General features: G+C 39.8%; 13 protein-coding genes. 2 read left to right on the forward strand and 11 right to left on the reverse strand.

The window, feature by feature from the left end:
• Positions 1 to 287: 287 nt before the first annotated feature.
• The 5 genes from KD145_RS10815 to KD145_RS10835 are packed head-to-tail and all read right to left on the reverse strand — an operon-like array spanning position 288 to position 8108.
• Positions 288 to 1292, reverse strand: coding sequence for a hypothetical protein (locus KD145_RS10815; protein WP_212005892.1), 1005 nt, complete (start codon positions 1290 to 1292; stop codon positions 288 to 290).
• Between the two features lie 26 nt (positions 1293 to 1318).
• Positions 1319 to 2014 (reverse strand): M48 family metallopeptidase, encoded by a 696-nt coding sequence (locus KD145_RS10820; RefSeq protein ID WP_212005893.1) that lies wholly within the window; start codon positions 2012 to 2014, stop codon positions 1319 to 1321.
• Entirely contained in the window at positions 2007 to 5198 is a 3192-nt protein-coding gene (locus tag KD145_RS10825; protein ID WP_212005894.1) for a type I restriction endonuclease subunit R, read from the reverse strand. The genes KD145_RS10820 and KD145_RS10825 overlap by 8 nt, the downstream gene beginning before the upstream one ends.
• A 33-nt stretch (positions 5199 to 5231) precedes the next feature.
• A complete protein-coding gene (locus tag KD145_RS10830; RefSeq protein ID WP_212005895.1) occupies positions 5232 to 6524 on the reverse strand; it encodes a restriction endonuclease subunit S in 1293 nt (430 codons plus the stop codon).
• 15 nt (positions 6525 to 6539) lie between these two features.
• Entirely contained in the window at positions 6540 to 8108 is a 1569-nt protein-coding gene (locus tag KD145_RS10835) for a class I SAM-dependent DNA methyltransferase (RefSeq protein WP_212005896.1), read from the reverse strand.
• Between the two features lie 210 nt (positions 8109 to 8318).
• Here KD145_RS10835 and KD145_RS10840 point away from each other — a divergent pair, with 210 nt between their 5' ends.
• Both KD145_RS10840 and KD145_RS10845 read left to right on the forward strand, forming a co-directional pair.
• Complete coding sequence (locus tag KD145_RS10840; RefSeq protein ID WP_212005897.1) at positions 8319 to 9683, forward strand: Fic family protein; 1365 nt, start codon at positions 8319 to 8321, stop codon at positions 9681 to 9683.
• 387 nt (positions 9684 to 10070) lie between these two features.
• Positions 10071 to 10406, forward strand: a complete 336-nt coding sequence (locus KD145_RS10845; protein ID WP_212005898.1) for a DHCW motif cupin fold protein — start codon at positions 10071 to 10073, stop codon at positions 10404 to 10406.
• Between the two features lie 88 nt (positions 10407 to 10494).
• Here the strand turns inward: KD145_RS10845 and KD145_RS10850 are convergent, their stop codons facing one another.
• The 6 genes from KD145_RS10850 to KD145_RS10875 are packed head-to-tail and all read right to left on the reverse strand — an operon-like array spanning position 10495 to position 15549.
• A complete protein-coding gene (locus KD145_RS10850) occupies positions 10495 to 11097 on the reverse strand; it encodes a 4Fe-4S single cluster domain-containing protein (protein ID WP_212005899.1) in 603 nt (200 codons plus the stop codon).
• 4 nt (positions 11098 to 11101) lie between these two features.
• Positions 11102 to 12166: a helix-hairpin-helix domain-containing protein gene (locus KD145_RS10855; protein WP_212005900.1), complete on the reverse strand. Its 1065-nt coding sequence runs from the start codon at positions 12164 to 12166 to the stop codon at positions 11102 to 11104.
• Positions 12167 to 12204: 38 nt separating this feature from the next.
• Positions 12205 to 13248 carry a helix-hairpin-helix domain-containing protein gene (locus KD145_RS10860; RefSeq protein WP_212005901.1) on the reverse strand — a complete coding sequence of 348 codons (1044 nt, stop codon included), beginning with the start codon at positions 13246 to 13248 and terminating at the stop codon, positions 12205 to 12207.
• A gap of 1 nt (position 13249) precedes the next feature.
• The gene (locus KD145_RS10865; RefSeq protein WP_212005902.1) at positions 13250 to 13462 is read right to left on the reverse strand and encodes a DUF2997 domain-containing protein; all 213 of its coding nucleotides are present in this window, start codon (positions 13460 to 13462) and stop codon (positions 13250 to 13252) included.
• Complete coding sequence (locus tag KD145_RS10870; protein WP_212005903.1) at positions 13462 to 13896, reverse strand: hypothetical protein; 435 nt, start codon at positions 13894 to 13896, stop codon at positions 13462 to 13464. Before KD145_RS10870 ends, KD145_RS10865 begins: the two co-directional genes overlap by 1 nt.
• Positions 13897 to 13908: 12 nt before the next feature.
• On the reverse strand, positions 13909 to 15549 hold the full coding sequence (locus KD145_RS10875) for an AAA family ATPase (protein ID WP_212005904.1): 1641 nt from the start codon (positions 15547 to 15549) through the stop codon (positions 13909 to 13911).
• Positions 15550 to 15675 lie beyond the last annotated feature (126 nt).

Below are 15675 nucleotides of genomic sequence, written 5' to 3' on the forward strand. Positions count from 1 at the left end.
CAGAAAAGGGATACTTACAAGTCAACCTTTACAGTGGTTTCAACGTGTTTATTACAATAATGACATGAACGCATAACGACTAATTCGTTGTTTAGCCCTTCCAGTGATAGGGCGCGACAGAAACTGGGATGGCAACCAGTGTATGATAACCTGTTGGAGGAGATTTAAACATATCCTATCCAGTCGAACCGTTGCTACTATTAAAAAAACATAGATCAGCAACGGTTTTTTATATCCAAATTCCTGACATCACAGATACCGTTTTAAATGCAGACAGATGGCAACAGCTAGTTGCCCAATATATTCTCATCAAAAGGTTTATCCAACGGTATATTCTTTTCCTTACAATATGCTGCAGATTCTGTTTCAGATATGAAGAAAGAATCACAGAAATTAGTCAACTCTCTATCCAGCGCAGAGATATATCTGGCATCCGCTGTAATGTATTTTTCTACCTGCTCTACGAAGCGTTCAAAATCAGGATTGATCTTACAAAGCTTATCAATAGTAATAAAATCTAACTCCTTATACTGAGCAGGAAGCACTATTTCACTCTCAAATGGATTGCTGCTTAATCGGATTATTCCTATCCCAAAAGCCTGGTTCAAACGTTTAACTTCATCCATCAGGGCATCGCTCAATTCAAATGTGACGAGGTAACCGTAATTAGCCCAACTTGAATTGGAAACCGCCTGAAAAAAACATTTTTTTAGCTCGTAATCTGTTTTAATTTCCTTTTTTATTTCATACGCCATCAGCTCAAAGGTACCGAGCCTGTTAATTGCTTTCAAAAATGCCAGGCTTGTTTGCGTATGCAAATTTAGAAACCTTATCCCGATCATATCAGGATGTATCCATTTCTGATGACTATCCTTTGAGTTTGATTGTTCATGAAAAATAGTCTTTGCATATACTCGCGTAGAATTAAGAAAGCTACTTAATAGTTTATGCAGGCTTCTTTCTTCAAATCCCTGGCTTCCGGCTGTCACAGGAGAGGAAGTAGCCTGCTCTGTATTATCTATGGCGGCTAATGCTTCCATGCTAATCTCACTTTCATACTTCGCCAGGAAATAAGTGTAGTTACCTCCTTTTTGCGGAATTCTTTTTACCCTGGAATCGCGATTGCGGATAAAATTTCCAAGCAAAGCAGAAACTGTGGAGGCTGGTGTTTTCGCACCCTTAAAATCATAATAATTATTATCCTTAATTCTCTTATAAACCTGCATGTAATTAGCAGGTGTCTTAATTTCCTCAAGAGAAGCTATAATGGCGTCATTTAAAGTCATTCCCATAGGAAACAGTGATTCTGGTTAAACAATTATAAAAATTTCCAATTGGATAGTTTGTGATCTAGTGCTTTATAGTCTGGCAGATATTTTCTCACTTCTCTCCAAAATACATTAGAATGATTTTTCACCTTAGTATGACAAAGTTCATGAATCAATATATAATCTATTAATGCAAAAGGCAACTTCACAATATCAAAGTTGATAGTCAGATTATTTTTATGAGAACAGCTTCCCCATCTTGATGTCATTTTTCTAAACTGTACTGTTTCATAGATCAACAATGTTCTACGACAAAGAACAGATAAACGGGGAAGTATTTTTTCTCTCGCTTTAATCTTGAAAAATTCATCAAATGCCTTTAAAATATCCGCTTGTACATCACCCTCTGGATGTATATAAATAAGAAACTTAGCATACGTGAAAGTCAAAATGGGCTTTACTACCGATTCACTATAAACTACCTCAACGTAAAATGTTTTCCCCAGATAAGGCATTCGAGAGCCCGTAACTATGAGATCCTGTTTGTTTATATTTACTACTTCCAGTTTTTCTGTAATCCATTTTCCTTTTTGGACAATTAATTTTGCAGATTCAATCTCACCAATGTTCTTTCCTTTGAGAACGACTCCCCTCTTATTGTCAACAGAAAGATAGTGCCTTTTCAAGCCTGGCGCTTCCTCAAGTGAATAATAAATGGTGGTATTCCCGTATTGCGCTTTAGGCATCTTTGTTTTTTATGAGAAGATTCACAATCACGGCAGCTTTATCTTTAGCTTCGCTCCGATCAAATTTCTCACGCAAAATTACGGCAATCTTCTTTTCCATATCATCTTGAACGGTTGATTTTATTTCCCAATCAACTATTTTAAGCTCTCCTGCAACTACATCAAAAATCCTTCGGGTTACGGATGAAGATTGACCATCATAGTGAAGTTTTATCAAACTATAAACTGCCACCTCCATAGAGGAGAAGAAACCATGATCTCTGCTGTCCTTCTTTTCATTGGCAATACTATCTTGAATATCTTCATAGGCTTTCAGCAAATCTAACTGGGTAATACGCTCAGCTTCCCGCTGTTTTAGTAACTCTTCTAACCTATCCGCCAATGGCTTAAAGAAAGCAGGATTTCGATCCATCCCCACCTTAATTTCATATTTCAGATTATTCCTGATCTTTAATTCCCTGGTGCCCGTAGAAGCGTTCTTCAATTCCAGTTGAAATTTATCCTTGTCAAGGATTGATACGGGCTCCTCCAGCAAATGATTTACTCCCGAAGCAATCAAATGAGCATCTATTAAATCCTGCAACATTTTACTTTCATCCTTGCTAATCCCCAATCCATCATCGTCCCTATAGGTATTTCTGGCTTGTAACCGAATTTCATTGAACAGATCGAAATCCTTCTTGAATTTCATTGCCGCTACCTTCGGCAATAAAATGGCAATACTCTTGTTAAATTTTTTCAGCAATTCCTTAAATGTATCCCGACGATCTAGTGGCTCAATAAACTGAATGGCTTTATCAATATAGGTATCCCGCTCATAGAACCGATCAATACCCATAGGTTTAAAAAATTCTACCAATTTTGTATGATACATTTCCAGCCAGGGAATTTCCTCACTCAAATTTTTAAGTATCTCGTCCGGCTTGACGTCGCCTCCATAGATTTCAATAGCCTGCACCAAATAATCCGTAATGCCATAATAATCTACGATATAACCAGCCAGCTTATCATTTCGGGCGCGATTAACCCTCGCAATTGCCTGAAGCAGGGTATGCTCCTTCAATGGCTTATCCAAATACATACACGAAGCTATTGGGGCATCAAATCCCGTCAATAACATATCTGATACAATCAGAAACGCGGTATTATCATACTTTTTCTTACCACTTTTCTCTGTAACATTTTCATTTCCAAATGGAAGCCTGTAATCATCCGTAACCTGTTTTACAGTATCCGGATCCGTGTAAATATTTTCTTTGAGATCTAATGGATGTTTTTTATTCCAATCTACTATTTCGTAATAATCCGCCGCAATTTCATCACTTTTGGCGTTACCCATGCTGATGATAAGCTTCGATTCAAAGTCGTGATACCCTTCTTTTTTTAGCTGTAACATGATTCTTTGATACTTCACCGCAGCATCTCTTCCATCACATACGATCATTGCTTTATGGCCATCAGGATATATTTTTCCCCGATAGTGATCCACCAAATGCTTACAAATCGCTGCAATCCTTTCTGTAGATAATTCGTATTTATTTAACGCCTCTCTCTTCAGTTTTTCCCTTTTATCTTCATCCAGGTGACCAAATTGTTTATCAAACTCCTCATCAAGTTCTTTCTTCCTCACCTCCAACAGCGCAATACCCTGATCGTATAACAGGTCAACTGTGGCACCATCTTCCTTGCTTTCCATTAGAGTATACACATCCAGGTAATCATTGCCATAAAACTCTGCCAACGTGGATTTGTCGTCTTTGGAAATTGGTGTACCGGTGAAAGCTATAAATTTAGCTTTGGGCATCACTGTTCGCATAAAAGCCGCCAAGAATCCATATTGGCTTCTATGCGCTTCGTCTACCATTACATATAAATTCTCCTTCTCACTTAATTCCTGTAAAACAACTTCTTCTCTACCTACTTCTATCCATTTTCCATCGATGTTACTTTTTATCACCTTCGTCAAAACTCCATCCTTGATATGACGCTCCGTCTTAAAACGATTACCATCCTCTTGTTCTAAGGTTTCATCTTCTTCTGTCGCCTGTTCTTCATTCTCCTGGAACTTCTGGATGGTGGTTGTAATAATCCCTCCATAGTCATTTCTGAGTAATTTGTCCAAGTTCTTCACCGAAGTTGCCTGCATCACATTTTTATATCCTACCGCCCGGAATGTTCCGGTAATCTGGGTATCCAGATCATTACGGTCTGTCATGATCAGTACCGTAGGATTATTAAATCCATACTCCGGCGCCTGGAGCTTACGGGTCAGATATACCATCGTTATACTCTTCCCGCTACCCTGTGTGTGCCATATCACCCCACCCTTATCTTCCCGTTGTAGTTTTTCTATTGCTTTGTTTACCGCCCTGATTTGCTGATAACGCGGGAGCTTCTTTACCACTCTTCCTTCCTCCAATTCAAATAATACAAAATGCCGGATGATATCCAGGAAAAGACGAGGTTCGAAAAGATAATACAGCAGCTTATCCTGTGCAGTGGCTTCCCGCCCGACCAATGCATCCAACACTGTCGTATCTTTCGACTTGTAATTGGAATAGAATGCCTGGGCGGAATTAATTGCACCATACTTTCCACCTACTTTCCAGATAGCGGCACAAATCTGATTATAATAAAATAATCTCTCAGAGTTTTTCTGGTAAAAAGTAAGGTCGTTATAGCCGATATCCCAAGCATCTTTAGCAGTAGGGGATTTACATTCAATCACTGCCATTGGAAGACCGTTTACATATAATACAAGGTCCGGCACTGAATTACGGGCTTTACCAGTGAACTTCATCTGGCTCACTACTATAAACTCATTCAATCCCAGATTTTCTGGTGTATAATCAATATACCTGACTCCTACATACTCCACCTTCCCATTGATCATTTGACTGAGGGTCAGCTCAGCGCGGCTGATTAATTCCCAACTCCGCTGATTAGCTTCCATGAGCGAACTGCCAGTAATGCTGCTTATTGCATCTACAGCTTTGGAAATATTAAGCTTATCAAGGTCAGGATTAATTCTTTGTAGTGCAGCTTTCAGTCTATTTGTTAAGAGGAGATTGGTGGAATTCATTTCCTCTTTTATTTCCGCTGCAGACATCCGGTGATAGCCTAATGTCTGCAGCAGTTCAATGGCGGGTAGTTCGCTATGGTGGAATTCAGGGGAATTACTCATGGAATCGGGTTTAGATAGACGGTAATTGATTTGTTAACTTATTGGGACTTCTTCATCTACTTTGACGCGGATTTTGCCGGTGAGGAGTTGTTGCATGAGGCCACGTTTCAGCAACTCTGTTTTTCCCTTCTTTTCATTTAGAATAGCCAACTTCTTATCGACAGTACCTAATATTTCAACAATTTTTCTTTGCTCATGTAAAGGAGGCAAGCCAATCGGATAATTCTCCACGAATTGCCTGGGAACCCTTCTTTGTCCAGCACTGCCTGTCATATTACGTTCACCTTTCAGACGAAATTCTGTGCTTATAGTGTGGTAATATATAAATTCCTTTAATGCATTATCACCTACTCGAATAACATGAAATTCTGTACTCCCAAAACCTACTCCATTAATAAGCCCTTCAATAAGGGCGCCTTTACCATTTTCAAAACAAGGAGTTATTTTTGCTAGAATAACATCATCATCTTTAAAGCATGTGAATCCCTTGCTTACCTCATTATACTTCCGCCTATGATCGCTAATTAACTTTGCATCTTCTGAAACATCTGTCATTCCGATAAAAGAGACATCATCGGAATTATCCATTACAATTTTTCCGGGATTCAATGTCGCCAATTCTCCAATGTTGCTTACCTCCCAACTTTCAGGAATTTCTCCTAAATGTGATGATTTGAATTTCGTATGCCCAATTCCTTTAGTAAGGAGTTGCTGCATTAGACCTTTTTTCAGAAAATTAGTTTGCTCAAGCAGGGTTTCGATAACAAGGACCTTTTCATCCAATGCACCTAATATATTGGCTATGAAAAACTGTTCCTTTCTTGAGGGAATCACTAACTCCAAATTACCTAAGTTAGATCTGCTAATTCGTTGGCGGGTTGAGCCTCCAGATAATTCAGTAAGTCTCTTTCTAACTTGATAAAAATTTAAAAGCTGGACTATAAATTTATCGATAACTTTTTTGCTATCTGGTCTAAAAATAGTTATATCTACTGATGTAATAGCTCTTGATTTTAGGTCTGGTAGTATACAAGTTCTTCCTATTGGATCAGCTAACCTACAGATTAGAATATCGCCAACAAAAATCTCCTTACACTTAAGAAGTCTAAAAGATTCATCAGAAATAAATTTCTTATTTTTATTCTTAAAATGTCCATCTCCAATATTACCTGTCTGAACCAATCTAATCCCATTATCCGTTATATATGGAGACTCGATCCAGTCTCCATCTGTAAACGAAGACGAAGTTCCGTTAGCTAAATCCTTCAATTTATATGATTTCCATGCTTGCGGGTAACTTAAACTACTTTTTATATTTCTATTCATAATTCCGATATGAACTCAGCTTTTAAAATTCAGTTCTTTCAAGATCTGTATAATTTTTTTATCTAGTTCTTGTTCCTGCACTTTTAGGTTTTGTAATTGTAAGCTTACTTTGTTAATGTCAATCTCCTCCCCTAACTCTTCCAAAAATACATATCTAGATATATTCAAGTTATAATCGTTAGACTGGATATCTTCAATCGACACTATGTTCAAATAACCTTCAATCTCCTTACATTCCTGGTAACACTCTATTACTCTACAAATGTGGTTATCTAATATTTCATTTTGGGTTTTACCTTCATGAAAATCATTACTTGAATCAATAACGATTACGTTGTTCTGTAACTTTTCCTTTTTCTTCTTGTTCAGAACCCAAATGGAAGCTGGGATGCTCGTGTTATAGAATAATGCAGGGGGCAGACCAATTATACCCTCAACGACATCGGCTTCCAATAATCGCTTTCTAATCTCTCTCTCAGCTCCGCCCCTAAACAAAGTTCCATGTGGCAAGACTACTGCCATCTTTCCATCTTGTCTCAAAACTGATAACATATGCTGTAAAAATGCCAGATCTGCATATCCTCGGGGAGGTATACCATATTGAAAGCGTCCATACTTATCTACCACTACTTTATTATAATTTAAAGCGACTTCTTTCTCCTTACCATCCTTTCCTATCTTCTTTGGCATATTCGCCTCTGCAATTGTCCACCATTTATCTTGCGAAAAAGGAGGGTTTGCAATTACCCTATCGAACAACATCAACTCTCCATTCTGCTGATGTTTCGGCTCTATAAGCGTGTCCCCCTTTTCAAGATTTGCTTCAACATAGTTATGCAATAGCATATTAAGTTTTGCAATAGCCCACGTACCTAAATTCTTTTCCTGACCAAATAAAGAAACATTAATATTCTTCCCTACCAAACCACCTGGTTGCTCTGCAATATACCGCGCTGCCTCAATCAGCATACCACCAGACCCACAAGTAGGATCATAAACTTTATTTCCGGGTTGAGGCTTAACCAATTGAACTAACAATTTCACAACACCTCGAGGTGTATAAAATTCTCCTCCTTTTTTACCGGCATCATCGGCAAACTGCTTTATCAGGTATTCGTAGGCATCCCCTAAAAGATCGGGCGTATATAGGTCTCCATTACGCAGGGAGTGCTCATTAAAATGGCGTAATAATCGCATCAGTGTCGGGTCACTGAGTTTCTCTTTGTCGCCAAATTTTGTTGCGGTAAGCACCCCATCAATCCTTAATCTGGCATTACTTTCTTCAATTGCAGCAAAAGCTTTATCTAAGGCAATGCCAACATTCTCTGTAAGGGATTTTAAATACTCCCAGCGGGCAACATCTGGCAACTTGAAAAAAGTATCCCCTTCCGCCTGTGCGCGAGATACCTTTTCTGTTTTCATTATCGTCTCCACTTCTTCCTCAAAAACGTCATTTACACGTTTAAGAAAGAGCAGTCCGAAAATATAATTTTTGAAATCTGAGCTATCAATACTTCCACGCAGAATATTTGCAGAATCCCATAACCAGGACTCGAGGGTGGAGAGGTCTAATTTTTCTGCCATATGAATTTTAACAATCTAATCGGGTAAATATAAATTCTTTTCGGATTCTTTATCGCACAAACATTCAAATAACTTGTAATCAACATACAATGTTTTATAAATAAAGATAAACTAATTGAGAATTTCCAACCTAATAGCTTCGTTTGTCGGAATAAGCAATATTACGACAAAAAATGTCGTAATTTACACCCCAAATGTCGGAATAGCCATATGACTCAAAACAGCTATACAACAAATGGTCTATTGTTAAACGCACTGGAACAGTTTCCAAATGGTGCGTCCATTGAGGAAATCATTTCGCGAAGTGGGTTAAAGCTAAACACACGTACGCTGCAAAGAAGACTGAATGATTTGCGCATTTCCGGCCTTATAACCACAACAGGCAAAACCCGTGGCCTTCGCTATCATCTAACCAATAAAATTAAATTAGAAAATAGTATCGGTTTCCCGGATATTCTATTATCCGATGCTTCTCAGAAGATTCTTACAATCGTTCAAAGCCCTGTTCAAAAACGCCGGCCAGTAGGATACAACCGCAGTTTCCTGGAAAATTATCAACCTAATATTAGTAATTATCTGTCTCTGTCAGAATTACAAAAATTAGCTGCATTAGGTAATACTGCCAGATTAAACGAACCTGCTGGCACATACGCAAAAGAAATCCTAAACAGGCTATTAATTGACCTATCCTGGAATTCCAGCCGTCTGGAAGGTAACACCTATTCTCTTCTGGATACTGAGCGACTGATTTCTTCCGGACAAGTTGCAGACAACAAGTCCGCAAAGGAAGCACAGATGATCCTGAATCATAAGGATGCTATTGAATTCATTGTGCAATTGGCAGACGAAATTGGATTTAACAGGTATACTTTACTCAACCTTCATTCGCTGTTGTCTAACAACCTTCTTCCCAATGCTGCCGCATCAGGGAGGTTGAGACATATTCCAGTAGGCATCCAAAATAGTGTTTACACCCCATTAACTGTCCCTCAGCTAATCGAAGAAATGTTCAGCCTCATGCTTGATAAGGCATCTCAAATTGAGAATCCCTTTGAACAAGCATTTTTTATCATGGTACATCTTCCTTATTTGCAGCCTTTTGATGATGTGAATAAAAGAGTATCCAGATTAGCTTCTAATATTTCTCTGAATAAACACAATCTAGCTCCTTTATCTTTCATTGATGTACCGAATGAATTGTATACAAAAGGGCTAATCGGAGTTTATGAGCTAAACAGAATTGAATTACTGAAGGACGTTTTCCTTTGGGCCTATGAACGTTCAGCAGCGCAATACTCCGTACTTAGACAATCACTAGGTGAACCTGATCCATTCCGACTTAAATACCGCGACCAAATCCGGTCGATCATCCGGAGAATAATATCCGAGGCGATGCCAAGACCCAAAGTAGAGCCATTTCTGCAAGATCAGTCCAAAGAACTACCTGAGATAGATAGAGATAAGTTAATCGAAGTAGTGGAAACAGAATTACTATCGCTGCATGAAGGTAATTTTGCCAGGTACATGGTACGCCCTTCCGAATTCAGGAAATGGCAGGACGAATGGAAACATTAAATATCTGTGATGGTAATCATGATACCATGTATTTCGGATAAAAAGAGCTGATATTTCCCAAACAAATCCCATCTGGGGTACTTTTTAGAGCGGACGCTCTTAATGATTTAAAAGGCATCGTGAAAACGGTGCCTTTTTTATTTGCGATAGAATTGTTACACCCTAGTTCACGAACCATTCCTTACATCATATGAGCATTTACCAGCTTCAAATCGTAATTATTTAGCCCGCTGCGATATTACATCACCTAATCGAGCATTTTCATGGAACAAAACGTTGCGCAATTCGGCTGGGAGTAAGGTAATCCCTACAAACACAATCTCCCCAAACAAAAATCTATGCTAAGTCTGGTTGTTATAGCAGCCGGACTTTTGTATTTTTATAAACATGAAACATCCTTTTCAGTGTATTGACTGGAATACTATTGATTCCACGACACATGCCGGTACTACTGGCGTTGCATTATGGCAAACACTTCAATTGCCCGGTTTGCGAATACGAATTGTTACCTATTCTCCCGGATACCTGGCCGATCATTGGTGTCAGAAGGGACATATTGTTCATTGCCTGGAAGGCAGCTTTATCAGCGAACTGGATAATGGGGAACAGTTTGTATTGGATCAGGGTATGACTTACGTCGTTTCTGATGATCTTAGCAATCATCGGTCCAGTACGGAATCAGGAGTTAAGCTATTGATCATTGACGGAGATTTTCTGAAATAACTTGTGGCAGCTGCAAGTTCAAAAGGCACCGACTCCTGTCGATGCCTTTCTATATTGTCAACCATTTAGGCATGAGGTCCCGGCAACGTTAAATCTTCCTTAGCGACCGCTGTAGCTCCAGAAATTTTTCCTTCGGCATCATCCCATTGATGGCAATCACACCCTCTTCATCAATGCGCACCTCTACTTTATTTTCGATGGTGTGTAAGTTATTCTCTAAATGTTTATACCTGTCTGTCTGGAAAAAAATACGCTGGTTACTGGAGCCCACCCAGGGGCGTTCGAAACTGGTTAAGGCTTTTACATAAGGTCCGTCAACAAAAATATCGCACAGCTCAATAATGCCGGCTTTATGCGGGCAGCCGCTTTCCAGTATGGCTTCTTTGGTATAACCACTGAAGAGCATCAGCGACAGTCCGGATGCCTTTACTTTTTCGAGGAATGGCAGTAGTGCAGCTGCCTGGTCCATTGGTTCACCTCCTAAAACAGTGATGCCTTCAATGTCAGGAGTTTCTGCCAGTATCTGCAATAATGATGATGGGTCTACTACTTTTCCTTTGTTTCTATCCCAGGTATGCGGTACCATACAATCCTCGCATCTTATAGAGCAACCCTGTACCCAGAGGCAGGCCCTGAGCCCTGGTCCTTCTACAGCTGTTACCGGGATAAAAGCATTTATGTATAATTCCATTTAATTAAAATTCTATTACTCTGCCTCTGCCTGTTCCCCTGTCTTTTCCTTTATCATCCTTTTTATCCTTTTTATCCTGCTCCTCTCTTCTTTCAGGTGCTCCAGTCACTTCAAAGGATGTGGCAAACATAAGGCTGGCTATCATCTCTTCTGTAAATCCCATCCTTTGTTCCATATCAAAAATATCGGCAAAATATCCGTTCCTTCTCCGCTCACTGATGATCCCCTTCGCCAGGACCTGGTTGATGCCGGGTAATCTCGTCAATTCACGCTCATCTGCGGTATTTACATTGATGTCAAGTGCTAAACTAGCGCCGGGAATTACATCAGGTAACACAGCGGATGTGTTGTAACTGACCTGGTCAATGGTAGTAACAGGATCTTCAGCTGTATCAAACATATGTCTTCCCAATGCAATACTGCCAACCAAACTGAATAGAAAGCCCAGCCCGATCAGCATATTATTGAAGCCTTCTTTAAATTTAAGTTTATAATCTACATATTCCCTGAAGAAAACGTTCAGTTGTTCTCTGATATACTCCTGTTCTTCTTTGGTTTTTCCGAAAGATACATTACGTGCTCCTCTTTCGCTTCTTTCTCCTGTTTCACTTTCGACCTTATCCCAGTAAGAATAGAATATACTCCTGCATGCAGTTTTAAAGACATGATAAACATCATTGTCGATAGCAATTTCCCCGGACCGCCCTATCTTAAAAAGCTTTTTCAGCTCCTCGTGTTGCTGCATCAATTCCTGAGTTGTCTTATCCAATACACTGAACATTGATTGTTCGAAGTTCCTATCGATCCTCGATTCATATTGCAGGTTTGCCGATTCAAGATTACGATAAAATGCAGGCTCCCAAAGCTCATTTATTAATCCTTTTTGTATATCAATATTCCTGGTGATAATGATTGAATTAATAATAATACCGGCAAGAAGCAGGAAAAAGATCCCTAAACGGCTCCTTCTTTGCACAAAGGATAAAACAACACACACGCATGTATTGATTAAAGGAATGAAGCCTATAAGTATACCCAGAATGATGCCCCCCACCCGGCTCCTAAACATATGCAACGATGGTTTAATGTTTTGAATAATAGTATATGTTAATATTCAATAACCCGTCCTCCTCCTCTTTTCGGAGCCTCAAAATCCAGGTTCTGTCTTATTCTGTCTACCTGCTCGGTGGAGAGCTCTATGCGTTTTTTCAGATCGTTTATATCTGTAAAGCTTCCTCCAGTATTTCTCTCTCCAATGATAGTCTTCGCCAATATCCTATTGATTCCACGCAACTGCATCAGCTCATCTTCCCCTGCTATATTTACCTTTACAGTAACCGATGACGGAGCCTCCTGCGGTAGCGGTGGTGGCGTTCTCTGTGGTTGAGGTGATGGCTGAGAGAAAGATGGAGCAGTAGCTGTTATAAAAGCGGTGTCCACATCAACATCTGTACTGAAAGTAACTACCGCCGTTTCCGAAGGTTTGACAAATAAATTAACCCCGTTTCCGATACATCCCCCCAAACCAATTAAAAAGGTCGCACCTAACAAAAACAAAAAAGTATTAGGGATCACTCCACGTTCAGACTCCAGGTATGCGTTAACGAATCTATCAACATTGTATGCTACCAGTTTCTCTTTAGTCAATCTTGCAGTATCGAAAATCAGATTATACTTGTCTTTCCCCGTTCCGGTTTGCACCTGGTTAAGATAATCTCTGTACAAGCGCTGGCTGAGTTGATGAAACTCCGCTTTAGGCTTCTCTGACAAACTGGCATTCCGTGCATTTTGCAAGAGGATTTCCAGGTTTTTATCTTTCTGAATCAGTTGGTTGGCGGTATTACTTAAAACCTGTTGCAATATCGTCTCCATCTCAACAGAGTCTATAGGCAGATCACGTTTCACCGCTACTTCCTGCAAATGCTGCTGAAAGGCTGTCGGGAAAAAGGTTTTAACAGGTTTATCTTTATTATCATAAAAATTAGATACCCCGATGGATACCAAACTCAAACCAGAAATGATCATATAAAAAAGCGCCCACTTCTTCTTTTGCTGGCGAAACGTAAAAAAAGAGGCGGCGAGCGTATTCAACAATGGTATAACTCCGATGATAACACCCAGCAGTACACCCAATAGTCGTTTTAGAAACATACTAGAGATTATTTGAAAGATGTGACCGGTCGTCAGTTTTAACTTCCTGCTCGTAATATTCAGCTGTCAGGGCTTCATTAATGATCTTACCTTCTATGAGTTGTTCAATCAACTTAGTATAATCTTTACAGGACGGACCTTTTACGCCATTTATTTCAGCAGTTACATTTCCATCTTTATCTATAGAGATAATCAGTTTTCGATCTGTAGACATCAGGCGTTCAAATTAAATGTTAACACAATAGACTGATTCTTCTGTACAGCTTCCTGTTCCAATACCAGTCCTTTTTCTTCTGCTTTTGCTTTTATAGCATTATAAACATAATCCTGTACCATTCCTTTGTATTCAGCTTCTATCTCCTTAACCAGCCTCATGATTGATTCGGCTTCCGAAGCGTAGAAATACTGTACTTCATAAAAACCGGAACCACTCATTTGAAATACAAGCTGGTAATCGGATATTACTGTTTCAAAGACATTCCCCTCACCACTGATCGGTGCATTATACAGCTTTGTCAATGTATTCCTGATCAGCGCTGCACTCTTCATATTTGTATCCACAGAGAAGACCGATTTTTTCTCAACTGATTGGTTCCACATGGCTTCCCCTAATGTAATCAGGGGTCTTATATCATATCTTACACTCATGAAAAATAAATTTTAGAATTCTATACTGCGACCACCTCTTGAAGCCTCTTCATCCGGCTTTTTAGGATCGTTGTTCACAGATTGATTATTGGGTACTTTATGACTAACAGAAGTAGCAGATACCGCCCGGACATTAGCCCATTCCCTGATAGCGCGGATCTTTTCCGACTGTGTGACAACCAGTGGAACGGTGTTTTCAATAGCAGTAATAAAATCCCCCATAGCAATAGACCTGTTTTCAGAGAATGCCTCAAACAAGCCACTAATCACTACCTGCTCTATTTCTGCTCCTGTAAACCCTTCGGTTCTTTCTACCAATGGATCAATAAAACTGTCATCCAGTTTCTGATTGCCTATTACATCCGGGTGATTCAATCGTTTTTTCAGGTGTATATCGATAATGATCTTCCTTTCTGCTCTGGTAGGAAGATCGACAAAAAATATTTCGTCGAAACGACCTTTACGCATCAGTTCCGGTGGCAGAAAATCTATATTGTTGGCAGTAGCCACTACAAATACAAACTTTTCTTTCTCCTGCATCCAGGTCAGGAAAGTTCCGAATAAACGGGTAGCGGTACCACTGTCTCCCGATGAGCCTACTCCTGAAAACGCTTTCTCAATTTCATCTATCCAGAGCACACAGGGGGCCATAGATTCTGCCGTTTGAATAACCGTGCGCATATTGCGCTCACTACTTCCTACAAGACCGCTGAACACAGCGCCCATGTCCAATCTTAACAAGGGTACGTTCCAGGAAGTGCTCACCGTTTTTGCCGTTAAGCTTTTACCACAACCGGGCAAACCAGTGATCAGGACACCGCGAGGGGCAGGAATATTATATTTTCTTGCCTGTTCAGACCAGCTGTCAGACCGCTTTTCCAGCCATTTTTTAAGATTTTCCAATCCACCTATATCCTCCATCTTCAGCTTAGGCATACTGAACTCCAGCAGGCCGTTACGATGGATGATTTGTTTCTTTTCTTCCGCTATTGTGCTGATATCATTAATGTTCAAAACCCCGTCGTTAACCATCGACAAGGCAAAAGCATTTTCGGCTTCATTAAGGGTAAGTCCACAGGCGGCCTCACATAAACGGGCAACGGCGTTATTAGAATTCAGATCGAAACGCAGACGCTGGTTCTGTTTGTTTTGCTCCACCAGGTTTAATAATACCCTCTGGATCTCATCAGCCGTAGGCAAAGAGAATTCCTTGATAAGGATCTCTTTTTGCAAAGCATCCGGAATAAATTTATCATGACCGGTTATAATCACAGTTTTCAGCCAGTTGCCTTCCTTGATGCGCCAAACCAGGTCTTTTAATTTACGAATGATATTCTGCTCACAGTTTGGGTTAGCCAGTTGTGCATACATGTCTTTCAGAATGAGTACACCATCTTCCTCCAGCTCATCTGCAAACTCCAATGCCCGCATGGGAGTTTTTACGTCACCTTTTTCAATCCTGTTGTTCCTGACATAACCATCCACCACCGTCCATTCCCATACAGACCTGGGTTTATTAAACAGGGAGGTATCTTGTAACATTGCTTTTACGGTGTCAACAAATCGCTTTTCTTCCCAGGTTACCACATAAATAATAGGGAAACGCGCTTTAATCAGGGCCGCAAGTTCTTTAGTAAAATCAGTAACAGGCATAATCGGTTTAATTATTTACTCCGGACATTTCACAGGCAAGAATATAGGCATCACCGTTAAAAGCTTGGAAAATATCAGCCTAAATATATATTTATTTTTCTGCAATTTAAATACCTGGAATTATTT

Source organism: Chitinophaga sp. HK235 (assembly GCF_018255755.1).
Lineage (GTDB): Bacteria > Bacteroidota > Bacteroidia > Chitinophagales > Chitinophagaceae > Chitinophaga.

Bases quoted from the DNA above. Each gene is read 5' to 3' on its own strand.
- KD145_RS10860 (WP_212005901.1), bottom strand. From the start codon at position 13,248: ATGTTTCTAAAACGACTATTGGGTGTACTGCTGGGTGTTATCATCGGA.
- KD145_RS10855 (WP_212005900.1), bottom strand. From the start codon at position 12,166: ATGTTTAGGAGCCGGGTGGGGGGCATCATTCTGGGTATACTTATAGGC.
- KD145_RS10815 (WP_212005892.1), bottom strand. From the start codon at position 1,292: ATGGGAATGACTTTAAATGACGCCATTATAGCTTCTCTTGAGGAAATT.
- KD145_RS10850 (WP_212005899.1), bottom strand. From the start codon at position 11,097: ATGGAATTATACATAAATGCTTTTATCCCGGTAACAGCTGTAGAAGGA.
- KD145_RS10830 (WP_212005895.1), bottom strand. From the start codon at position 6,524: ATGAATAGAAATATAAAAAGTAGTTTAAGTTACCCGCAAGCATGGAAA.
- KD145_RS10835 (WP_212005896.1), bottom strand. From the start codon at position 8,108: ATGGCAGAAAAATTAGACCTCTCCACCCTCGAGTCCTGGTTATGGGAT.
- KD145_RS10865 (WP_212005902.1), bottom strand. From the start codon at position 13,462: ATGTCTACAGATCGAAAACTGATTATCTCTATAGATAAAGATGGAAAT.
- KD145_RS10820 (WP_212005893.1), bottom strand. From the start codon at position 2,014: ATGCCTAAAGCGCAATACGGGAATACCACCATTTATTATTCACTTGAG.
- KD145_RS10875 (WP_212005904.1), bottom strand. From the start codon at position 15,549: ATGCCTGTTACTGATTTTACTAAAGAACTTGCGGCCCTGATTAAAGCG.
- KD145_RS10825 (WP_212005894.1), bottom strand. From the start codon at position 5,198: ATGAGTAATTCCCCTGAATTCCACCATAGCGAACTACCCGCCATTGAA.
- KD145_RS10870 (WP_212005903.1), bottom strand. From the start codon at position 13,896: ATGAGTGTAAGATATGATATAAGACCCCTGATTACATTAGGGGAAGCC.
- KD145_RS10845 (WP_212005898.1), top strand. From the start codon at position 10,071: ATGAAACATCCTTTTCAGTGTATTGACTGGAATACTATTGATTCCACG.
- KD145_RS10840 (WP_212005897.1), top strand. From the start codon at position 8,319: ATGACTCAAAACAGCTATACAACAAATGGTCTATTGTTAAACGCACTG.